Source organism: Nocardiopsis ansamitocini (assembly GCF_030268225.1).
Taxonomy (GTDB): Bacteria; Actinomycetota; Actinomycetes; order Streptosporangiales; family Streptosporangiaceae; genus Nocardiopsis_D; species Nocardiopsis_D ansamitocini.
This window is the reverse complement of the sequence record NZ_BSQG01000002.1, coordinates 296,531-317,250: the sequence shown is the minus strand read 5'-3', so window position 1 is coordinate 317,250 and position 20,720 is coordinate 296,531. Positions and strand designations below refer to the sequence as shown.

Below are 20,720 nucleotides of genomic sequence, written 5' to 3'. Positions count from 1 at the left end.
GGGCCCTGATCCGGACCCCGGTGCTGCGTCGAGTCTAACCCCTATAGGCCCTGATCGCGGTGGTGGTCTTTAAAGCGCACGTCAGCGACACAGAACAGGACCTTTTGGCCACACGATTGTCACCGTCACACCGCTGATCCGAGGCTGCTGGCGTCGACCTGCTGCACGATGCGCTCGGCCAGTTCGCGGAGTTTGACGTTCTGGTTGTTGGAGGACCGGCGCAGCCGCTCGAACGCCTCGTCTCCGTTGCAGCGTGCCTGGACCATGACGATCCCGATGGCCCGGTCGATGACGGCCCTGGAGTCCATGGCGCGCTTGAGCTGGTCGGCGAGTTCACGAGTGCGCTCGTAGCGGTCGCGGCCGGCGATGACCGAGGCCGCGGGGATACTGAACATCGCGATGAACGCCTCGTCGAGGGCGTCGAATCCGTCGCGGTCCCGACTGGACAGATTGAGTGCACCGACAGGGGTGCCGTTGTCGATCAGGCCGGCGGACAGGTAGCTGCGCAGCCCCATCGACTTGGCCACACCGGTGAAGTCGGGCCAGGCCTGCTCGGCCTCCTCCATGTGGCAGCGGTTGATCGTGTGCCTGCGAGCGGCGTCCAGGCAGGGGCCGTCTCCGAAGGCGTACTGGCTCTGGTCCAGCCGATAGGTCTCCTCGCTGGTGCCGAGGGCCGTCACGGGTTCTCCGCTCGCGTCGAGGACCGTGACGCTCGCCGCGTGGCAGCCGGGGATCAGTTTCAAGGCAAGGTCGAGGATGCGCTGCAGTGTCTCGGGCATCCCCTCCTCGACGGCCAGGGCCTGAGTGAGCTCGCTGAGCGCGCCGACGACGTCGCCGTACCGTTCGTTCGCCGACGGCGGGGTCACCGGTTGAATTTCCATCTCGACCACTCACCACTCCTTGAAGCGTGCACCTCAACCATGGAGGCAGCCCAGCCTTTTGAGAATAGGTCACCCGAACACAGCAGTGGTTTGCGCCGTCCAGGGCTGTGACCTCGGCAAGCGCACTGTGAAGGTATCCACACAACCGAAGGTACCCGCCTTCGAGCAGGTCAGGTCCGTACGGAGTCCACGGGCCGGGCAACGACCTCGGCCACTACGAATCATAAGACGAAATGTCCGTGTTGTCTGACAAGATGACGTCAACGGGCAGCCGGGAAAACGGGCGGGCCCGAGACGGCGACGACGGACACCCGACCACAGGGGTGACCGGGCCGTCGTTGGCAAACGTAACCCATCCGTGCAAATGGCGACGGTGCGGACGCCGCGGGGGCTGTCCGATGAACGCCATCGGACAGCCCCCGCGGTGCGCGCTCGGCGCCTCGACTAGTCCGTTTCCGGGGAGGCGCCGGCGGGAATCCACGGCCGCCATACGTCCGGGTTCTCCCGGGCCCACCGGGCGGCGGCCTCGTCCCGGTCCATGCCGTCGTCGGCGATGAGCTGAGCGACGGCGTTCTGGTCGTCGTTGGACCACTTCCAGTTGTCGATGAGCTGGAAGGCCCGGCCCCCTTGCTCGGCGAAATCCTTCCGGAAGATCTTGTTCAGGTGGTACAGGGGGTAGTCGCAACCGACGTTGTCGAGGTCGGCGTCACACCCCTGCGTGTACTCGGGGAACTCCACCCTGACCATGTCGAGTTCGTTGAACAACCACTGCGGTTCGTAGAAGTAGAACAGCGCGGGCTCCTTCGCGGCATAGCGATTGCGGATCTCGGTGATCTGCGCCGCCTCCGAACCCGCGTAGACGATGCTGAGGTCGAAACCGAAGTGGTTGATCATGCCCTGGTCCTGGGTGACGAAGCCCGGCGCACCCGACAGGAACTCCCCCTTGCCGCCGCTCTCAGGGGTCCGGAAGAGATCGGCGTTCTCCTTGAGCCCGTCGACGGTGTTGATGCCCGGATACTCGTCGACCAGGTAGGCCGGCATGTACCAGCCGATGTGACCGATGTTGCCGTTGGGGCCGCCGTCGACGACCGTGTCGTTGCCGTCGGGCCCGTAGGTCCGCATCAGGTCCTCATGACCCCAGTTCTCCACGATCACGTCCACCGCCCCCTGGTCGAGGGCCTGCCAGGAGGGCTGCTCGTCGATCTGGACGAGCTGGACCTGGTAGCCGAGCTCCTCTTCGAGCAGGTACTGCAGGACGGCGGCGCTGGCCTCGTACCCGACCCAGGCGTTGAGCGCGATGCGCACCGTCCCGGGGTCGCGCAGGATCGACGTGGTGCGCACCGCACACGACGTGGTCATGACCAGCACCATGAGCAGCGCGAGAGCCGTGACCACCCGCCTGGTCCCCGACGTGGTGGACATGGGGTCTCCTGTGCGGCTGGAAACGGCGAAATACGTGGGCTGCGTGGACATGATGTTCTACTCCCCCTGCCTGGCGGCGCTCTGGGTGAGCCGGTCGAGGAACAGGCCGAGGCAGACGATGGCGAGGCCGGAGGTCAGGCCGAGTCCCAACTGGTTCTGGGCCAGGCCGAACACCACTCCGTAACCCAGTGCGCCGGCCCCCACCAGGGCACCGATCACGACCATGGCCAGGACCATCATGATCCCCTGGTTGACAGCCAGCAGAAGGGAGGAGCGCGCCAGTGGCAACTGCACCTTGGTGAGCAACTGCATACGGCTGGACCCCTGGGACAGGGCCGCCTCGGTCGCAGAGGGCGAAACGCCACGGATTCCGTCCTCCACGAGCCGGATGACCGGCGGCAGCGCGAAGATGACGGCCGCGGCCAGAGCCGGGATCCGGCCGATACCGAAGAGCGCGACGGCCGGGATCAGGTAGACGAAGGGCGGGAGCGTCTGCATGGCGTCGAGCACCGGGCGCAGGATGCGGGCGAAGACGTCGCTGCGCGCGGCGAGGATGCCCATGACGAAGCCGAGGGCAACGGTGACCAGCGCGGCGACAAGCACCTGCGAGAGGGTGTCCATGCTGAGGCCCCACACTCCCAGCAACCCGGTGGCCAGGATGGACAACCCTCCCACCAGGGCGATCCGCCAGCCGCCCAGGACCCAGCCGAACGCCGCCGCGGCCAGCACCACCAGCCACCACGGCGAATCGGTGAGCACCGTGCGCAGCGGATCCAGCACCCACCCGAGGGTGAACGTGCCCAACGCGGAGGTGGCTCCGCCGATCAGCGCCTGCACCGCGTCGTTGACCTGGTTGATGGGTTCTGCGACGCTCACGGTCCAGCTCTTGGGCCATTCCGCGATTTTGGCCAGGCGGGCGACCACCACGGCGACCGCCGTGGCCAGGAAGCCGACCAGCATGAAAGGCAGGCCCCGGCGGCCGGAGGCGGCGCCTGGCCCCCGATCACCCTCGCCCGCGGCCGCGGTGACCCGGTCCAGGGCGATGGCCATGAGCACGATCGCGAGTCCGGCCTCGAACGCCTGCCCGACGTTGACCTTGTTGAGTGCCTGGAAGATGGCGTCACCGAGTCCGCCCGCGCCGATGACAGAGGCGATGACCACCATGGACACCGCGAGCATCAGCGTCTGGTTGACGGCCAGGAAAACCGTGCGCTTGGCCAGCGGCAACTGGACCTTGGTCAGCAGCTGCCAGCGGGTGGAGCCCAGCGAGGCCGCGGCCTCCAGCGCTCCCGGGTCGACACCGCGGATTCCCACGGCGGTGATGCGCACGGCGGGTGGAATCGCGTAGATCGTGGTGGCCACGGCTGCCGCCGGATTGCCGATACCGAACAGCAGCAGCATCGGCATCAGGTAGGCGAAGGCCGGCATGACCTGAAGGAAGTCGAGGACGGGGCGGATCGCGGCGTTGAAGCCGTCACTGCGGCCGGCGAGGATGCCCAGGGGAATCCCCACGAGCAGCGCCAGCAGGACCGAGGTGATAATGAGCGAGAGCGTGGTCATCGCCTCGCTCCACAACCCGAGCAGGCCAAAGGAAAGAAATGTGGCCAGGGCGAACGCCGCGATCCGCGGTCCGGCCACCCGCCACGCGGTGAAAACTCCGAGGACGACGACGCCCGGCCAGCCCAGCAGGGTCAGCACCTGGTTGATCAGGATGACGGCCGAACCCAGACCGACGGAGAGGTAGTTGAAGCCGTACAGGAAAAGCGGACTGGTGTTGCGGTTGGCGACGACCCAGTCGTAGATGCGGTCGAAGAACGGACCGACCTGGTAGGCCTCGGGAAGGTCGGGGAAAGAGTGCTGGCCGCGCAGGATCGCGAAGCCGACGAGCAGGGCGGCGAGCACGAGCAGCGCCCACGTCCAGCGGCTGGTCAGCCACGGGGGCGGGCCGCTGCGTATTCCGGACGCGGCCGGGACGACGGTCACCACGGCTCAGACCCCCGTCGCCCGGTCGGGGCCGGTGTCCGCGTCAGCGGTGGGGGCAGCGGTAGCGGGCAGATCGTTCTGCTCCGGATCCTCCTGGTCCTCGGCGATGATGCGCAGGACGTCGGTACGGCCCACCACCCCCAGCAGCCGGTCGCCGGCCATGACCCGCACGGGTGCGGTGCCCTTGGCGAGCAACGGCACGATGTCGCGCACCACGGTCCTCGGCGCTGTCACCGGGCCGTCCAACGGCTCGCCTTCGGCGGGTGCGCGCATCAGCCAGCTCACCGTGAGGACGTCGGTGCGCGCGACGTCGGCGACGAAGTCGCGCACATAGTCGTCGGCGGGACTGCCGACCAGTTCCTCGGGGGTGCCCATTTGCACGAGTTCCCCGTCGCGCATGATGGCGATCCGGTCGCCGAGCTTGAGCGCCTCGGAGAGGTCGTGGGTGATGAACACCGCGGTCACGTCCAGCTCGCGCTGCAACCGGATGACCTCGTTCTGCATGTCGCGTCGGATCAGCGGATCGAGTGCGCTGAACGGCTCGTCGAAGAGCAGCACCTCGGGTTCGACCGCGAGCGCGCGGGCGAGGCCCACCCGTTGCTGCATACCGCCACTGAGCTGGCCGGGCCGGGAATCCTCGTACCCCGACAAACCCACCATTTCGATCATCTGACGGGCCTTCGCGTAGCGCTCGTCCTTGCCTGCGCCACGCACTTCCAGGCCGTAGGCGACGTTGTCGATCACTTTGCGGTTGGGCAGGAGGCCGAAGTGCTGGAAGACCATGGCGATCTTGTTGCGGCGCAGTTCGCGCAGCGCGTGCGCATCGGCCTTGCCGATGTCCTCCCCGTCCAGCAGGACCTGGCCGCCCGTCGGCTCGATCAACCTGGTCAGACAACGAACCAGGGTGGACTTGCCCGATCCGGACAGGCCCATGACCACGAAGATCTCTCCCGGAGCCACGTCGAAGGAGACGTCACGGACCGCGACCGTGCACCCGGTCCGCTCCCGGATGGTCTCGTGGTCGAGGTTCTCGGAATCGGTACCGAGGATCGAATCGGCGTTCTTTCCGAAGATCTTCCAGAGATTGTGGACGGCGATCTTGGGCCTGGATTCGGCGGTCTCCCGCTCGGTCTCTTCGGTACTGGGGGAGCTCATCGGATCTCTCTCCTTGGATCAGCCGCCCGTGCGGCCTGTCAACGGGTGAGTTCTCTACCGTGCGGCTCCTGCTCGGCGAGCATCGGCGCGGATCAGATCGGCGGCGCGTTCTCCGATCGCCAGGACGGTGACCATGGGATTGGGCGAGGGCATCGTCGGGAACACCGAGGCGTCGGCGATGCGCAAACCCGAAAGCCCGCGAACACGCAGAGCCGGATCGACGACCGCGGTGGGATCGTCGGCGGCGCCCATCTTGCAGGTTCCGGCCGGGTGGTAGACGGTGTGGGCCGCGCGGCGCCCGTACTCGCTGAGCTCCTCGTCGGTGGTGACCTCGGGCCCGGGTGCGACCTCGCGCTTGAGCCAGGACTTGAAGGGCTCGGTCGCGGCGATCCGGCGGGCGATCTTGAGTCCGTCGACGATTGTCGTGGCGTCGTAGTCGTCGGGATCGGTGAAATAGCGAAAGTCCAGGGCCGGTTTGACCGACGGATCGGAGCTGGTCAACCAGAGCTTGCCGCGTGAACGGGAGCGCGGGATGTTGGGCGTCATACAGATCGCGTGGTCGGGGCGGTCGTAACCCAACCGTTCGGTGTTGTCGGCGAAAGGGATCTGGTAGATGTGAAACATCAGGTCCGGGCGCGGGTCACTGGTGTCGCGCCGGACGAACAGCCCCGCGTCGGAGTCCATGACGGTGGTATCGGGAAGCTTGTCGGTCTCCCACATGATGATCGACTCCGGGTGGTCCAACAGGTTCTCCCCCACCCCGGGCAGGTCGTGGCGGGCCTGAATCCCCACCTCCGCGAGATCTGCCGCCGGCCCCACCCCCGAGAGCAGCAACAGCCGGGGGGTGTCGATCGCCCCGGCGCACAGGATCACCTCGCGCGCGGCGCGCACGGTCGTCGACTCCCCGGAGGCCGGCTTGACCTGCACTCCCGTGGCCCGATCGCCTTCGAACACCAGCTTCTCGGCCCACGTCTCCAACATCAGGGTGAGGTTGGTGCGCTCCCCCATGATCGGGTGCAGGTAGGCGACCGAGGCCGATGACCGGTTGCCGGAGTAGGGGTCGTAGGCGATGGAGAGAAATCCGACCCCGTCGCGGAAACCACCGCCGTGGGAGATCCTCGCGTTGAAGTCCTCGACCACCGGTACTCCGGTGGCTTCGGATGCAGAGGTGATCCAGTCCTTGACGACCTCGTTGCGGTCCTTGTCGGCCACCGGGACGATGTTGCACTTGATGCGGTCGGCATAGGACTGCACGGTGGCGTTGTCCCAGCCCTCGGCACCCGCGGCCACCCAGTCGTCGAGGTCCTGCGGGAAGGGGCGGAAGCTGATGAGCGTGTTGTGGGAGGAGCAGCCCCCGAGGACCCGGGCCCGGGAATGGCGGATGTGGGAATTGCCGCGGGGCTGTTCGACGGTCGGGTAGTCGTAGTCGAGATCGCTGCCGAGCAGGCCCAGCCACTCGCGGAGTTTGAGGACGCGATCCAGTCCGACGTCGGAGGGCCCGCCCTCGATCACGCAGACGGTGGTCCCGGGGTCCTCGGTGAGACGGTTGGCGATCACCGAACCTGCTGTTCCCCCGCCCACGATCACGTAGTCGAAGGTGGATCCGCTTGCGGACACAGGAGTCTCCTCTTCAGCTCATTCGCGCGTGCTGGGTGGCCTGGGAGTCACGGGCATCGTGGTGGAACGGATACGGCGGCCGGCCCCCGCGGCCGCCGTGGTCTCAGCCGAACCAGCGCTGCGGCTCGGGAGCGAGGTTGCGGTAGATGTGCTTGGCCTCGCGGTACTCGTCGAGCCCGGCCCGGCCGAGTTCGCGACCGATCCCGGAGCGGCCGAAACCGCCCCATTCGGCGGCCGGGAAGTAGGGGCCGTAGTCGTTGATCCAGACCGTCCCGTGCCGCAGCGCCGCGGCGACCCGTTCGCCGCGGCCGGTGTCGTTGGTCCACACCGCGCCGGAGAGGCCGTAGTCGGTGTCGTTGCCCAATTCGACGGCCTCGGCCTCGGTGCTGAACGTCTCGACCGTGACGACCGGCCCGAACACTTCCCACTGGACGATGTCCATGGAGCGATGGCAGTCGACGAACACCGTGGGGCGGTGGAAGTACCCCTGGGCGAGCGCGGGGTCGTCGGGTCGGCCCCCGCCGGCGATCACCCGGGCGCCCTCCTCGATCCCGCGGGCGATTGCGGCCTCGACCTTGGCGCGGTGCTCGGCAGAGACCAGCGGACCGCAGCGCACCCCCTCGGCTCTGGGGTCACCGATGACGATCGCGTCGGCCCGACGGGCGAGCTCCGCGGTGAAAGCGTCATGGATCGACTCGTGGACGATGAGCCGCGCGCCCGCGGAGCAGACCTGGCCGGAGTGGAAGAAGGCGGCGCTGAGTGCGTAGTCCACGGCGGTGTCGAGTTCGACGTCGTCGAAGATGATGTTGGGGTTCTTGCCGCCGAGCTCCAGAGCGATTTTCTTGACGGTGCCCGCGGCAGCAGCCATGATCCGCCGACCGGTCGCCAGACCGCCGGTGAAGGACACCAGGTCCACGTCGGGATGCGCGGCCAAGGCCGCTCCGGCGACCGCTCCGGAACCGGGAACCAGGTTGACCACCCCGGGGAGGACGCCTGCCTCCTCCACGAGCTCCATGAGTTTGAGGGTGGTCACCGGGGTCACCTCGCTGGGCTTGACCACCATGGTGTTGCCGGCCGCGATCGCCGGGGCCATCTTCCAGGAGAGCTGGAGCAGCGGGTAGTTCCAGGGCGTGATCATCGCGCACACCCCGACCGGTTCGTAGACGACCCGGCTGAAGACGCCTTCGGGCGCGGTGATGACCCGTCCCGGATCCTTGTCAGCGAGGCCGGCGTAGTAGCGGAACACCGCTGTGACGTCGTCGACGTCGATACCGCCCTCTTCAACGGTCTTTCCGGTGTCCAGCGACTCCATCAGCGCGATCTCGGCGCGGTCGCGGATGAGAAGGTCGGCGATGCGGTCGAGGATCGCGCCGCGTTCGGTTGCCCCGACCTGGCGCCAGGGTCCGGTGTCGAAGGCGGCCCGGGCGGCGGTGACGGCAGCGGCGGCGTCATCGGCGGTCGCCTCGCTGACCACGGTCAGCACACTGGCGTCGAACGGATCGATGATCTCGCGCAGCCCGCCGTCGGCGGCGGCACGCCACGAGCCGTCGATATAGAGCCCGGTAGCCTTCTCCGCGCCTGGTCGGGACAGATAGGGCTTCTCGGGAAGCGTTACGTAGGGTTGCGTCACGGCTCGTGTGTGCCCGGGGAAAAAGGTAACAAACGGCACTTTTGTGTTCTTTACCGTTCCGACACTTATCCATAACGAAGCCACTACCTGCAAATATTCAACAAATCGGCAGTTCTTGGCACTATTGCAGCCACCCCCTCGCCTCCAAGTCGAACACTCTCCGTTATTTTTTCTGATCGCGTCCTGGGCGCGTGATCGTCACCTCGCGCAGGTGCGGAGCCGTACTGCCGGCGACGGCCGACTACGGCCACCTATGGAGACGAGCGGAAGCGTGTCGTACCTTAGGTAAGGCTGACCGTATAAAGCCCTCTGCCCGTACGACCCCGTTGAGGAAAAATGCTGCTGGAGCAAGAACGCCGCGACGTCTGCCTGACCGCGCGGCGACTGGCCGAGACCGGCCTGGCCGTGGGCGAGGGCGGCACGGTCAGCATGCGCTCGGGCGACCTGGTCGTGGCGACACCCACGGGTGCCGCCCTGCATTCCGTTCAGCCGGGCGACTGCCCGGTACTGTCCACCGACGGTCGTCTGCTGGAAGGCCGACGCGACCCCGCGGCCGAGACCACTCTGCACATGGGGATCTACCGGGCGACCGACGCGGGCGCCGTTGTCCAGGCCCACTCACGCGCCGCGGCCGCGGTGTCCAGCGTGCTGGCCGAGCTTCCCCCGATCCACCACCTGGCGGCAAGACTGGGCGGCGCGGTGCCCGTGACCCGCTACGCCACCTACGGCAGTGCCGACCTCTCCGACCAGGCATGCAAAGCGCTCAAGGGCAAACGCGCCGCACTGCTGGCCAACCATGGCGGCGTGGCCACCGGCACCGACCTGGCCGAGGCCCTTGAACACGCTCGACTGCTGGAGTGGCTCGCGGCCCTGTACCTGGATGCCAGCCGCCTGGGGGCACCGCGTGTGCTGTCGGAGGACGAGCTCGCCGAGATCCGCCATCGCGACACCTATGCCTGGGGCGGCCCCGACATCTTCTGACCGCCGCCCGGGAAGACGGTCACTCGTCGTCCCGGGTCTCGTCGGGGAGCCGCCACGCGAGCACCGCCGCGGGCAACCCGGTGTGTACGCCACCCAGCAGGAACGTCAGCGCCGCCAATGCGTTCATCGGCACCGCGAGGTCCGGCCGCCCCGACCACAGCACCACTGCGAGCATCATCAGCCCGAACAGCAGGACCGTGGTCGTGCGGTACCCCACCGAGCGCGCCCGTTCCCGGTCCTCCCTCTGGCGCTCGTCCAGTCTCAGCCCGACCACCCAGCGGGACGCGAGATTGAGCTGGGTGCCCAGCAGTGCGTAGAGGGACAGCAGTACCAGGAAGAGCGTCAGTGCCACGCCCGGCGGCTGCAGGTCGAAGGCGACGATCTGCGCGGAGGCTCCCGCCAGAACCGCGGTCTGCGCAGCCACCAGCAAGCGCCGTCTGCTCCGGCGTGCCCACCGGCGGCGCGCCGGACCGTGCTCGACTGTCTGCTCCAGCGCCTCGCCGGCGCTGCGCCGTCCGCCTTTGCCGTTCGCGGCCATCAGATCGTCCTCTCCGTGGTTCCGATCCTGGGGAAGGGTGTGATCGAGAAGACCACCTCCACCGGGACCTCGAAGTACCCTGCGAGCCGCAAGGCCAGATGCAGACTCGGGCTGTACTCTCCGCGCTCCAGGTAGCCCACCGTCTGGTAGTGCACTCCCAGGGCCTCCGCCAGTTGGCGGCGCGACACCCCCCGCTCGGCGCGCAGCATCGCGATTCGGTTGTAGACGGTTTCGTTGCTCATCGCCGTGCTTTCTTCCCGGATACCGCGCCTACGTCAAGCGCTGCATGGCCTTGTGGCGGCGTTCCGCAACGCTGCCACCGGATTCCTTCCTTGCCATACGACGCAGGACCAGTGGGGCGATGACCAGTCCGAGGGCCGCCCAGGCTCCCAGGGCGCCAAGGGTCTCCAGGTGGCGCCACGACTCGCCGATCTCCTCGACCAACGCCAAGTCGGGAAGCATGGCCGAACGCATCCCCAGGGCGATCCAGTAGACCGGGAACACCTGTGCGACCCCGGCCAACCAGTCCGGGAGCATCGAGATGGGGAAGAGCGCGCCGGAGATGACGACGAGTCCCATGATCACCAGCATCAGGGTGCCCACCACCACCCGCGGGTTGGGGAACAGCGCTCCCGCGATGGCACCGAGCGGCAGGACCGCGAGGAATCCCAGCACGGTGATCCCCAGCAGGACGAGCCACCCTGTGGCGCTGAACTGCAATCCGCTCACCAGGAACGCGGCGGGAACCAGGATGACCAGCATGCTCATCCCGCTCATCAGCGCGATGGTGAGCACCTTGCCGACCAGGTAGCCCAGGATGCCCTTGGGGGTGGCCTTGGCCCTCAGCAAGGTCCCGTCCTCGCGTTCGGAGGCCAGCAGTTGGGCCATGGACAGGACCCCGCCGAGCACGAGCGTCATGGCGAGAAAACCGGGCATCGCGATCGTGGCCTGGGAGACGTCCGTCCCGGCGAGGTCGGTCGCCTCCATTGCGTTGCCGTCGAGGAACAGCAGCACGACCAGGAAGACGACGGAGTTCAGGCAGTAGCTGGCGAGGTCGGTGGGGCTGGTCAGGGTGTGTCGGAACTCGATCCAGCCACGGGCGAGACCGAGCCGAACAGCGAAAAGCGTCGTGTTCATCGGTCGTCTCCGCTCCGGGCCGGCCCGCCGCCGTCCTCGTGCCTGCGCACCATCGATATGTAGACGTCCTCCAGCGTGCTGCGGCGCACCTCCAGGTCGGTGATCTCGTCACCGTGCTGGGCGAAGAGCTCGCGCACGAAGCGGGTGCCGTCCTTCTCTGCGTGCACGAACCGCTCGCCACCACGCATCCAGCGGACCTCGGTCTGTCCGCCCACCTGCCGGGCGAGGTCCGCGGCGGTACCGTTGGCCACGATCCGGCCGTCGGCGAGGATCATGATGCGGTCGGCGAGCTTCTCGGCTTCGTCCAGGTCGTGCGTGGTGAGCAGGATCGTGGTGTCCTCCAGGTCCGAGAGCCGGTGCACCAGGTCGTGGAAGTCCCGGCGGGCCTCGGGGTCGAAGCCCGCAGTGGGCTCGTCCAGAAAGAGCAGCTCCGGGCTTCCCACAATGCCGACCGCGACGTCGAGGCGGCGGCGCTGGCCGCCCGAGAGCGACTTGACCCGCTTGCGGGCGTGCCCGGTGAGGCCGACCAGGTCCATGAGCTCGGCGACGTCGCGCGGACGCCGACGGTCGGGGGTCGAGTAGGGCCGGTAGTACAGCGAGAAGTGCTCCAGCAGTTCACCGACGGTCCACTTACCGTGGTCGCGCCAGGACTGCAGGACCACACCGAGGCGGGCACGCCATGCCTCTCCGCCCTGAGCGGGGTCGGTGTCCAGGACCCGCACCGCCCCGGCCGAACGCATCCGAAACCCCTCAAGGATCTCGATGGTGGTGGTCTTTCCCGCGCCGTTGGGGCCCAGCAGCACCAGCACCTCACCCCGCACGGCTTGGAAGTCCACCCCCTTGAGCACGTCCGACACCCCGTAGCGCATCCGCAGGTCGCGAACGTCGATCACCGTGTCCCCCTCGGGGACAGCAGCCTGCTCCGTCCGGGGGGCGGATTCGGGAGCCATTGCCATGACCCCACCTCCTCATTGCTCGTCTACTTCAATTGATAGCAGATGTACTACATAATGAAAACATGGGACTACATGTCTGCTGGTGTTCGCCTGTCGTCCGGTTCCGGACACCCTGGACGGGCCGAGGTCCCTGGACGCGAGCCCCCGCGAAGGCAGAATGGGCCATCAGGCCGATCAGCGTCCCCGCGGAGGTACCCCATGCGGTTCAGCTACATCCGGCTCCTTGCCGACGACTACGAGGCGTGCTTCCGCTTCTACGCCGACGTGCTGAAGTTCCCCGTGCTCTGGGGATCGGAGGAGACGCGTTACGCAGAGTTCGAGGTGGGGTCGTCGACCAAGCTCGCGCTCAACCAGCGCGAGGTGGTGGCCGAAGCTCTGGGAACCGACGCGGACGACCCCCATCTGCCGCGCCAGGACCGGATAGCCGTCATCTTCGAAGTGGACGACGTGGACGCGAAGGCCGCCGAGCTCCTCGCGGCGGGTGTGCCGATGGCCTCCCCCGCAAAGGACTGGACCGCCTGGGGAATTCGCGCGGCCCACTTCCGCGATCCCGACGGCTACCTGTTGGAGATCAACCGTCCCCTGAGGGTCTGAGCCGCGCGGGCAGCCGGACCGCACCGGCCCCGCGGTGGCATCGCCTCAGGCGTTCGCCCGCACCGGCTTCCGCACGATCAGAACTGATCGCTGTCGGGAAACAGCCGTGCAGGGGCCAAGTGGGACATCAGGAGATCGTTGACCCTGTCGGAGCGCTCGATGTTGGCGAGATGAGCGGCACCATTGACCAGTTCGAACCGCGCGCCCGGGATGGCGCGGGCGAGACGGCGACCGTGTCCGGGGGGAGTCTCCGGATCGTGGGCAGCGGAGACGACGAGGGTGGCCGCCTGTACTTTGGCCGCCATCGCACGGTGGTCGAGGTCGGACACCGCGTCGCAGCACCCGGCGTAACCGTCTGAACCGACGCGCTCGAACTCCTCGACGAAACGGGAGACGATATCGGGCCGCTGCTCCCGGAACAACGGAGTGAACCAAGAGCGGGTGACGGCGTCGGAGACGCCGACCGTTCCTGACGCCCTGGCCTCCGCGGCCAGGCGTCTCCAGCGATGGTCGCGCGGCGCCCACGAGGTGGAGGACATGAGGGCCAACCGGGTCACCCTGGAGGGTTCCGCTGCGGCGGCCCACAGCCCGACCATGGCGCCCAGGCCAGCACCGACGACCGACACCTGCTCCAGCTCGCAGTGATCCACCAGGGACAACAGGTCCCCACCCAGTTCCTGCAGCGAGTAGGCGCCGCTGGGCGCGGGCGAGTCCCCGTGGCCTCGGTGGTTGACCCGCAGCACCCGCAGACTGCGGGTGAGCTCGGGCATCTGCGGCTCCCACATCGACCACTTCGCGCCGAGTGCCGGAATGAGCACCACCACGGGCGCGTTCCGAGGCCCGTCAAAACGGTACTGAAGGGGAACAACGGTCATCTGTGACCTCCTGGGACAGCTGGCCGAAAGCCTACCGGTATCCCCACGTGCACAAGGAGCTTTCCCCACCGTGCCACGTACGGAGGAGGGATGACCCCCCATAACGGGGGGACAGGCGATCAGTCCGTCAGCTCCCCGGTCTGGGGGAGCGGCGCCCCGCCGGCATCAGGGGCGTCGGGTTCGCTGGGGACATCGGTGTCGTCCGTGCCATCGGGGCCTCCCGGCGGCATCTCCGGCTCTTCGGGCACGTCGGGCGCATCGGGGGAGTCGGGGGCACCCGGGCTTCCGGGCACGTCGGGCGGGGTGCTCCAATCGGAGCCCTCGCTGGGAACGCCGGGCGAAGGCGGGTAATCCGGCTCGGAGGCGGGCGCGGAGGGCGACTCCTGTACCGGTGTGGCACCGGGGCGGTCCTGCTCCCCCGGATTCGGCTCCACCACTGGCGGAACACCGGATGCGGGCTCGGGCGCGGACGGCTCGGGCCCGACGTCCTCCCGTACGAACTCGACTTCCGAACGGCCAGAGGAGTCGGTGAGCTGACCGTAGAGCGTCCAGCCGACCAAGCCGCCCACCACGAGCAGCCCGGCCGCAAGCGACCAGGACCACAGGGTTCTGGACCGGCCACCGCTTGCCCCTGATCGGGTGCTTCGGTACCGACCGGTGGGCTGTTCCGCCGGGAGAGGGCCGGTGGTCGGCGCGGCAACGGATTGCGCGGCCGTCACCGGAGCCTGTCCGCGCTCCGGAACGGAGCCGCGCTGGAGTGCCCCGCTGTCCGGGGGAGGCGTGGCGGCGCGTCCAGCGGCGACGTCACCGGTCACCAGGGCGGCGAGCCCACTGCTCGTGCGCATCGGCCTGCTACCGGTGGTGGGACTGGGAATGGGGAGGGGGCTGCCGACCGTCCCTTTCTCGTACCTGCGGGTGGCGGCGGCCAGGCCGGCAAGACCGGTGGCCGGTGGGGCTTCCCCCTGCTCCTGCGCGGCTGCGGTCCCCCCGTTAGGACCGGACAGCAGTAGCGCTGCCGTCGAGGCGATCCGGGGCTGTGCGCTGGTGGCGGCGGTATACCCCTGGGAGAGGACCGTCGCGACGGGAAGGGAGGCGATCGTGGCCGGTTCGTGCCCGACCAGGACCCCCAGCACCTGGGTCGCGGTGGGCCGGCTCCCCGGTTCCTTGTTCAGACATGCCTGCAACAGGGTGCGCAGGGGATCGGGCACCCCGTCGAGCCGGGGGCTCTCGTTGAGGACCCGGTTGATCACGGCCGGCAGGGTCTCGTCCTGGAACGGTGAGACGCCGGTCGCCGCGAACACCATGACCCCGGCCCAGGCGAAGACGTCGGCAGCAAAGGTGACCTCGTGTCCGCGTACCTGCTCGGGCGCCATGTAGGCGGGTGTCCCCACGATGGAGGATGTCGCGGTGATGGTGGCGTCGGTGGACCGCGCGATCCCGAAGTCGATCACGCGGGGCCCGTCCGGCCCGAGGAGCACGTTGGCCGGCTTGAAGTCGCGGTGCACGACGTCGGCCTGGTGAATCGCCACCAGCGCTGTGGCCGTGGCGATGGCGAGGCGGTCCAGCGCGGTACCGGTGTGCGGCCCCTCGCCCAGAACCGCCTCGCGCAGCGAGGGTCCTTCGATGTACTCGCTGACGATGTAGGGCGGGTCGGCGTCCACGTCCTGGTCGAGCACGGCAGCCGTGCAGAAGGCCGCGACCCGGGAGGTTGCTTCGACCTCTTTGACGAAGCGGTGGCGCAGCCGGTCGTCGGTCGCCCAGGAGCCGCTCATCACCTTGATCGCGACGGGTTTCCCGCCACCGGGAGCGCGCCCGAGGTAGACGACACCCTGACCGCCCTGACCGATGCGGGCGAGCAGTTCGTAACCGCCGACGCCGGACGGGTCGGCCGGGAGTAGCGGACTGGTCATGGGGGTTCCCTCCTCCACGCGGCACTGACGTGGGCGGGCCCGAGTAAAGGCCCCGGAATTCGCCACGCTACCGGCCCAGGCGGGCAGATTCGGCCGAACCGCCCCGTCCGGTGCGGCCGTCACCGGCCGGCGAACCCCACTGTCGACCGTCCCACCAGGTCACATGCGAGCGGCCTGAAAGGGAGGAGAAATCAACACTTTTCAGGGCGAACAAACGCTATGGCGGGACAGGACCGACCACGTCCGCAAACGCCGAGTGCCCGGGCCCACACGACGGCGGCCCGGGCACGGATCACGTCACTTCTTCGCGCCGGACTCCCCGCTCTGGTCGGCCTTCTTGGCGGCCTGCTCCTTGAGCTTCTCCAGCAGTTCGCGTTTGTGCGCCAGCGGATCCGACCCGTTGCCGCCGGCTGCCGCGTCGGCGCCCTTCAGGTCCGTCCTGGACAGCTTCTTGCGCTGCCCACCCATCCCGAGCAGGCTGTTGCGCGTGCGTGCCATGGCGGTACCTCCTTTGCCCTCGTCCGTCTCGCGTCCGGGATCTGAAGCGACCGCGGGTGCGAGAGCATATGTGACCGGGCAACCGTAACTTCTCGCGGGCCGGGACCGCACTCGGTTTTCCCACTCGGGAACCGTCGGGCCCACCCCGAAAAACACCATCGGCCGCCGTCCGCGAAATCCCCCAATTCCGCAGACGGCGACCGATGTGTACGCGAAGACCGGCTCCATGTCCCCCCTCGAAACCACGGAGACGACCCTCGCTCTGGGAACGGCCTGCGACTCCTCCCCCCAGGAGTCGTGGCCTCAAAAAGTTCACGTAGCGGGTTTTTTCGTTGTATCTCTCCCGCTCTGGTAGCTAGATTACCCACAGTCCACCTGGCAAGACAACCCTACGTCACAGCGAATTACTTAAAGTAATCGCCACTCGCGTCTCTATACAACGCCAAGTCGGTCGCCGAACGCACAACAGGGGGTCCCGCTTCCCCGCTCACGTGTCGGACATAGCCTGGGCACGTGCGCTTTCCCCTTCTGCGGCCCAACTGGCTGGGCATCCACCTGACGGCACTGCTCGCCGTGCTGTGCTGCATCAGCTTCGGCTATTGGCAGTACCAGAGTGCCCAGCAGCCCGACCGGGCGACCATCACCAATCCGGTCGAGGACCTGAACCAGGCCGACGCCATCGAGGACCTGCTCGCCCCGGGCGACTACATGCCCCAGAGCCTGGCCAACGAGGCCGTGCGGGCAACCGGGGCGTTCGACACAAACGCGCAGTTGCTCGCGCCCGCGCTGTCGCCCGAGGGGCAGGAGGGGTATTACGTCATCACCCCGCTGGTGACTTCCGGAGACACCGCGGTGATCGTGAACCGCGGCTGGCTGCCGGCCGAAGCCGCGGACGCCCCCCCGCCGGCCGCAGAGGGAGAGGTGACGGTCGAGGGCTGGCTGCTGCCACCACAGAACGAGGTCGAGAAGGGCTACACCGCGATGTCGGTGCCCGACGGGCAGGTCGCCAGGATCGCTCCTGCCCTGCTGGTCAACGAATGGCCTTATCGGCTCTACGAGGGTTACGTCACCCTGGCCGGGCAGACCCCCGCACCGACCGCGGGCGCCGCCGAGGGACTGCGTGAAATTCCGCCGCCGCAGCCCCCTGAGGAGATCTCCTGGAATTTCAGGAACCTCAGCTATGCCGCACAGTGGTGGGTGTTCGCCGTCGCCGCACTTGCGTTCTGGGCCTCCCTGGTACGCCGGGAACTGGCAGACCGGCGAGCGGCGGACGGATCGGAGGACGGCCACGGGTCTGCCGGCCCTCAGCCCTCAGCAGCAGGCGCGGTCACCGACTGAGCAGGAGCAGGGGACGCGGCCTCCGCGTCCATCGCCGCCTGCTCTGTGGCGGCCACCCGCCGCTCGACGAAGAAACCGACCACCGGAATGGTCCCCGAGAGCATCACGCCGACGGTCTTGGGTGCGCTCCACCGGCGGTTCAGCGACAACCAGAGCACGACCAGCACGAAGGCCATGTAGATGTAGCCGTGCGGGACCGCGATGAACATCATCAGCGGGGTGTCGTCGCCGAACCACCGCTCCGTTCCTGCGGGGGCTCCCACGAGCGAGAAGCGCGCGCTCTCGCCGACAAGGTATTTGGCCGGCATCGCCAGGAAGGTCAGGAGCAGCAGCCAGACCGACGTGATGTAGGCCAACACGCGGTACAGCGTGAAGGGAAGACGTTTCTTGCCCAACGGGGACACCTCGACACTTGCGGCAATCGGAAACGGATACGGCCTCGCGGCGGTCACCTGCTGGGACCCGACCGCGAGACCTCTTGCCCACTGAGCCTAAGCGTCGTTCCGGGTGCCCCCTGATCGGGGCGTCCGATCAGCTATTGAGTGCCTTGCGCGTGGGGCTCTTCCACCGACCGTCCGATCGCGCGGTCCACGCCTGGGGGATGGTGCGCAGGGTCAACCAGGAATCCAGCAACCGGACGGGCAGGAAGAACAGCCCGTAGAAGAGGTAGCTGGGACGGCGACGAACCGTCGCGATGACGCAGGTCAGGATGTAGTCGGGCACGAACAGACCGACCGCGATGGCGCTCAGCGGCAGTACGGCGGTCACCGTCGCGTAACTGTCGGCGTACCAGTCGATACCCAGAACCGCACTGCCGGTGAGCATCGGAAGCAGCACGAACAGGCCGACCAGTGCGGTGGCGATGAGGGCGAGCGCGACGAACACCACTTCGAGGATGTAGAAGAACAGCGCGAACCAGAACAGGCTCGGCCAGATCCCGTGGCGCCGGACCGTCTGCCAGAACCCCAGGCTCCAACGGCGGACCTGGCTGGTGTAGTCGCCGAGACTGAACGGGTCCTGGGAGTAGGCCTTGGTGTCCGGACGCATCGAGATACGCCCCAAGCGTTTGTGATGCACCTCGAACGTCATGTTGAAGTCTTCGATGACCAACCCCTTGGGGTTGATCTCCAATTGTTTGAGCACGCTGCTGCGGTAGACGCTGGCAAACCCCGGAACGATGAAGGTCGCGCTGGTGAAACGCCAGGTCTGCCCGAACCGGATCAAGTATTGCAAGAGCCAGTAGAGGCGGTCCCGGTAGGCCGAGATGAGCCGGCCGACGACGCTTCTCTCCTGTGGCTTCCACTCGGCGACGACGAATCCGGCCACTGCGGCCACCGTGGGGTCGGCGAGCTGGCGGCGCGCGCCCTTGACGTAGTTCTCGTCCAGCACGGTGTCGGCGTCCAAGATCACTACACCGTCGTAGTTTTCGGTCAGGTCGAATTCCTGGATGACCGCCTCGATGGCTCCGGCTTTCCCGCGGTTGGTGAGGAGTTCGAGGACGTTGACACCGGTCTCCGCGGCGATGTCGGCGGTGGCGTCCCTGGAACTGTCGGACACGACGTAGATGTCCCAGCGGTTGAACAGCCGCAGGGCCGACTTGATCGCGCCGTCGATGACGGGTTCCTCGTTGTGCGCGGGGATGACGACGGCCAGCGAGATCGTCTGGTGTGCGGCCGCGGCCGCGGCCCGACCATCGGTTCCCGGCCACTCGCCGGCGACACCGGCCTCGCCCCCGGTGGCAAAAACGTGCTGGCCACGGTGCGTACCACCGCCCGTCCCCACCAGCACCCGCTCCCGCGCCGCATCGGTACGACGGACCGAGGCCCGGTGACGGGCCGGGGCTCCCCCACCGCCCCTGACCCGATGGATCGCCTCGTCGCCCAGGCGCAGCAGGCCGATCAGGGACCAGACCAACAGGTTGACGCCGAAGGCGATCCACAGCAGCAGGACGGCAGGCGTGCCTGCGGCGCCGGCTCCGAGCACGAAGTCCAGCCACCATAAGAAGAGGAGAACTCCGGTGGAGAGCGCCGTCAGACCGGCCAGCCAACTTCCGAGGAAACGCGCGGTGCGCACTGGAGAACCTCCGGTGGTAACAGGTTTCGGGCCAGCAATAATCGACAAGTGGTCGTTAAGTTGACGTTTCGCCCAAGGTGTTAGTTCACCGGACTTTGCGACCTGATCAGGCCACGGGAATCGCAAGCATCGGGCTTGCGACCAGTCTGCCCCATTGATCCAATATCCGAAGGACCTTTCTTCGCCGCAGGTGGAGCTGCACGATTTTTCCTCGTATTTGATGATGAGTCGGAGCCAAAAGTCACAAAGATATGACTTGAGAACTAAATAACCTTGCCCGGCGTGAGGATGGAGACGGCCACGTGCCGGGCCGGCCCGGCACCCCCGCCACCGGACACAGTGCGTCACAGACACCGCCGCGAAAGGGAACCACCGTGCGCGTCGCCATGCACCAGCCTCACTATCTGCCCTGGCTGGGACTCCTGGACAAGATCGACCGGTGCGATCTGTTCATCGTCCTGGACCACGTCCAGTTCGAACGCAAAGGGTGGCAGCATCGCAACTATGTGGCGTCAAAGAATGGTCCACTACTGCTCACCGTCCCGGTAATCCAACGCAGCCGGGACGAGCGAATAATGGACAAATCTATCAATAATGACTCCGATTGGCGCGAAAAACACCGGCGCACCCTGGTCGAGCACTGCTATCGAAGCGCCCCATTTCACGGCGACTTCGGAGAGGCATTCGCAGACGTGTACACCACGGAGTGGAAGAACCTGGTCGACCTGTCCCTGACCACCACCCGCTTCGTCCTGGACGCGTTCGACATCGCGACCCCCGTGATGCGTTCCAGTGAACTGGGCGAATTCCCAGGCCAAAAGAGCGAGCTCCTCGCCCAGATCAGCACGAAGGTCGGGGCCACGACCATGCTGTCGGGCGACGGCGCCAAAGGCTACGTCGACCCCGCGGTCTTCGAACACCACGGGGTGGCCGTCGAGTGGCAGAACTTCAACCACCCCGAATATCACCAAGCCAACCGGCACAACCGGGCGTTCCTGCCGCGGATGGCCGCGCTGGACCTGCTCTTCAACGCCGGACCCGAAGGCATGGAGCTGGTCCGGGCCGCCCGTTCGTGCGGGGCCGGCGCCTGACACCTGTCCGCCCTCGCAACCGCAGGTTCTCGTGTCCCCCA

At 67.5% G+C, this 20,720-nt stretch carries 19 protein-coding genes; 4 read left to right on the top strand and 15 right to left on the bottom strand.

From position 1 onward, the window contains the following. Positions 1–125: 125 nt before the first annotated feature. The 6 genes from QSJ59_RS08030 to QSJ59_RS08005 form a co-directional block, all read right to left on the bottom strand. A complete protein-coding gene (locus QSJ59_RS08030) occupies positions 126–881 on the bottom strand; it encodes a GAF and ANTAR domain-containing protein (protein ID WP_285758765.1) in 756 nt (251 codons plus the stop codon). A gap of 444 nt (positions 882–1,325) precedes the next feature. Next, a complete protein-coding gene (locus QSJ59_RS08025) occupies positions 1,326–2,303 on the bottom strand; it encodes an ABC transporter substrate-binding protein (protein WP_285758318.1) in 978 nt (325 codons plus the stop codon). Positions 2,304–2,360: 57 nt separating this feature from the next. Beyond that, the gene (locus tag QSJ59_RS08020) at positions 2,361–4,289 is read right to left on the bottom strand and encodes an ABC transporter permease (RefSeq protein WP_432707446.1); all 1,929 of its coding nucleotides are present in this window, start codon (positions 4,287–4,289) and stop codon (positions 2,361–2,363) included. A 3-nt stretch (positions 4,290–4,292) separates the two neighbouring features. Next, the gene (locus QSJ59_RS08015) at positions 4,293–5,441 is read right to left on the bottom strand and encodes a quaternary amine ABC transporter ATP-binding protein (protein ID WP_285758316.1); all 1,149 of its coding nucleotides are present in this window, start codon (positions 5,439–5,441) and stop codon (positions 4,293–4,295) included. Positions 5,442–5,495: 54 nt separating this feature from the next. After that, positions 5,496–7,058: a GMC family oxidoreductase gene (locus tag QSJ59_RS08010; protein ID WP_285758314.1), complete on the bottom strand. Its 1,563-nt coding sequence runs from the start codon at positions 7,056–7,058 to the stop codon at positions 5,496–5,498. A 103-nt stretch (positions 7,059–7,161) separates the two neighbouring features. Next, positions 7,162–8,688, bottom strand: coding sequence for an aldehyde dehydrogenase family protein (locus QSJ59_RS08005; RefSeq protein ID WP_285758312.1), 1,527 nt, complete (start codon positions 8,686–8,688; stop codon positions 7,162–7,164). A 336-nt stretch (positions 8,689–9,024) separates the two neighbouring features. Between QSJ59_RS08005 and QSJ59_RS08000 the strand changes: the two genes are divergently transcribed. Further along, positions 9,025–9,669 (top strand): class II aldolase/adducin family protein, encoded by a 645-nt coding sequence (locus tag QSJ59_RS08000; RefSeq protein WP_285758310.1) that lies wholly within the window; start codon positions 9,025–9,027, stop codon positions 9,667–9,669. Positions 9,670–9,688: 19 nt separating this feature from the next. Here the strand turns inward: QSJ59_RS08000 and QSJ59_RS07995 are convergent, their stop codons facing one another. Genes QSJ59_RS07995 through QSJ59_RS07980 form a run of 4 tightly spaced genes read right to left on the bottom strand, consistent with a single transcriptional unit; the run spans position 9,689 to position 12,294 of the window. Continuing rightward, positions 9,689–10,207: a hypothetical protein gene (locus tag QSJ59_RS07995; RefSeq protein ID WP_285758308.1), complete on the bottom strand. Its 519-nt coding sequence runs from the start codon at positions 10,205–10,207 to the stop codon at positions 9,689–9,691. After that, positions 10,207–10,449: a helix-turn-helix transcriptional regulator gene (locus tag QSJ59_RS07990; RefSeq protein WP_285758307.1), complete on the bottom strand. Its 243-nt coding sequence runs from the start codon at positions 10,447–10,449 to the stop codon at positions 10,207–10,209. Before QSJ59_RS07990 ends, QSJ59_RS07995 begins: the two co-directional genes overlap by 1 nt. A gap of 28 nt (positions 10,450–10,477) precedes the next feature. Further along, entirely contained in the window at positions 10,478–11,344 is an 867-nt protein-coding gene (locus tag QSJ59_RS07985; RefSeq protein ID WP_285758305.1) for an ABC transporter permease, read from the bottom strand. Next, positions 11,341–12,294, bottom strand: coding sequence for an ABC transporter ATP-binding protein (locus QSJ59_RS07980; protein WP_285758762.1), 954 nt, complete (start codon positions 12,292–12,294; stop codon positions 11,341–11,343). Before QSJ59_RS07980 ends, QSJ59_RS07985 begins: the two co-directional genes overlap by 4 nt. Before the next feature lie 204 nt (positions 12,295–12,498). Between QSJ59_RS07980 and QSJ59_RS07975 the strand changes: the two genes are divergently transcribed. Beyond that, positions 12,499–12,894: a VOC family protein gene (locus tag QSJ59_RS07975; RefSeq protein ID WP_285758303.1), complete on the top strand. Its 396-nt coding sequence runs from the start codon at positions 12,499–12,501 to the stop codon at positions 12,892–12,894. A gap of 77 nt (positions 12,895–12,971) precedes the next feature. Here the strand turns inward: QSJ59_RS07975 and QSJ59_RS07970 are convergent, their stop codons facing one another. From QSJ59_RS07970 to QSJ59_RS07960, 3 genes are all read right to left on the bottom strand, one after another. Continuing rightward, positions 12,972–13,769, bottom strand: a complete 798-nt coding sequence (locus QSJ59_RS07970; RefSeq protein WP_285758302.1) for an alpha/beta fold hydrolase — start codon at positions 13,767–13,769, stop codon at positions 12,972–12,974. Between the two features lie 119 nt (positions 13,770–13,888). Then, the gene (locus QSJ59_RS07965) at positions 13,889–15,679 is read right to left on the bottom strand and encodes a serine/threonine-protein kinase (protein ID WP_285758300.1); all 1,791 of its coding nucleotides are present in this window, start codon (positions 15,677–15,679) and stop codon (positions 13,889–13,891) included. Positions 15,680–15,976: 297 nt separating this feature from the next. Then, the gene (locus QSJ59_RS07960; RefSeq protein WP_285758299.1) at positions 15,977–16,177 is read right to left on the bottom strand and encodes a DUF6243 family protein; all 201 of its coding nucleotides are present in this window, start codon (positions 16,175–16,177) and stop codon (positions 15,977–15,979) included. Positions 16,178–16,690: 513 nt separating this feature from the next. On the opposite strand from QSJ59_RS07960, the gene QSJ59_RS07955 reads away from it, so the two are divergent. Then, positions 16,691–17,515 (top strand): SURF1 family protein, encoded by an 825-nt coding sequence (locus QSJ59_RS07955; RefSeq protein WP_285758297.1) that lies wholly within the window; start codon positions 16,691–16,693, stop codon positions 17,513–17,515. Here QSJ59_RS07955 and QSJ59_RS07950 read toward each other — a convergent pair. Together QSJ59_RS07950 and QSJ59_RS07945 are read right to left on the bottom strand one after the other, a co-directional pair. After that, the gene (locus tag QSJ59_RS07950) at positions 17,482–17,910 is read right to left on the bottom strand and encodes a DUF3817 domain-containing protein (RefSeq protein ID WP_285758295.1); all 429 of its coding nucleotides are present in this window, start codon (positions 17,908–17,910) and stop codon (positions 17,482–17,484) included. The genes QSJ59_RS07955 and QSJ59_RS07950 overlap by 34 nt on opposite strands. Positions 17,911–18,046: 136 nt before the next feature. After that, positions 18,047–19,588 carry a glycosyltransferase family 2 protein gene (locus tag QSJ59_RS07945; protein ID WP_285758293.1) on the bottom strand — a complete coding sequence of 514 codons (1,542 nt, stop codon included), beginning with the start codon at positions 19,586–19,588 and terminating at the stop codon, positions 18,047–18,049. A gap of 386 nt (positions 19,589–19,974) precedes the next feature. On the opposite strand from QSJ59_RS07945, the gene QSJ59_RS07940 reads away from it, so the two are divergent. After that, positions 19,975–20,679: a WbqC family protein gene (locus tag QSJ59_RS07940; protein WP_285758291.1), complete on the top strand. Its 705-nt coding sequence runs from the start codon at positions 19,975–19,977 to the stop codon at positions 20,677–20,679. The last annotated feature ends 41 nt before the right edge of the window (positions 20,680–20,720 follow it).

Bases quoted from the DNA above. Each gene is read 5' to 3' on its own strand.
- QSJ59_RS07960 (WP_285758299.1), bottom strand. From the start codon at position 16,177: ATGGCACGCACGCGCAACAGCCTGCTCGGGATGGGTGGGCAGCGCAAG.
- QSJ59_RS07970 (WP_285758302.1), bottom strand. From the start codon at position 13,769: ATGACCGTTGTTCCCCTTCAGTACCGTTTTGACGGGCCTCGGAACGCG.
- QSJ59_RS08025 (WP_285758318.1), bottom strand. From the start codon at position 2,303: ATGTCCACCACGTCGGGGACCAGGCGGGTGGTCACGGCTCTCGCGCTG.
- QSJ59_RS07965 (WP_285758300.1), bottom strand. From the start codon at position 15,679: ATGACCAGTCCGCTACTCCCGGCCGACCCGTCCGGCGTCGGCGGTTAC.
- QSJ59_RS07985 (WP_285758305.1), bottom strand. From the start codon at position 11,344: ATGAACACGACGCTTTTCGCTGTTCGGCTCGGTCTCGCCCGTGGCTGG.
- QSJ59_RS07990 (WP_285758307.1), bottom strand. From the start codon at position 10,449: ATGAGCAACGAAACCGTCTACAACCGAATCGCGATGCTGCGCGCCGAG.
- QSJ59_RS08000 (WP_285758310.1), top strand. From the start codon at position 9,025: ATGCTGCTGGAGCAAGAACGCCGCGACGTCTGCCTGACCGCGCGGCGA.
- QSJ59_RS07995 (WP_285758308.1), bottom strand. From the start codon at position 10,207: ATGGCCGCGAACGGCAAAGGCGGACGGCGCAGCGCCGGCGAGGCGCTG.
- QSJ59_RS07980 (WP_285758762.1), bottom strand. From the start codon at position 12,294: ATGGCTCCCGAATCCGCCCCCCGGACGGAGCAGGCTGCTGTCCCCGAG.
- QSJ59_RS07940 (WP_285758291.1), top strand. From the start codon at position 19,975: ATGCACCAGCCTCACTATCTGCCCTGGCTGGGACTCCTGGACAAGATC.
- QSJ59_RS08030 (WP_285758765.1), bottom strand. From the start codon at position 881: ATGGAAATTCAACCGGTGACCCCGCCGTCGGCGAACGAACGGTACGGC.
- QSJ59_RS07975 (WP_285758303.1), top strand. From the start codon at position 12,499: ATGCGGTTCAGCTACATCCGGCTCCTTGCCGACGACTACGAGGCGTGC.
- QSJ59_RS08015 (WP_285758316.1), bottom strand. From the start codon at position 5,441: ATGAGCTCCCCCAGTACCGAAGAGACCGAGCGGGAGACCGCCGAATCC.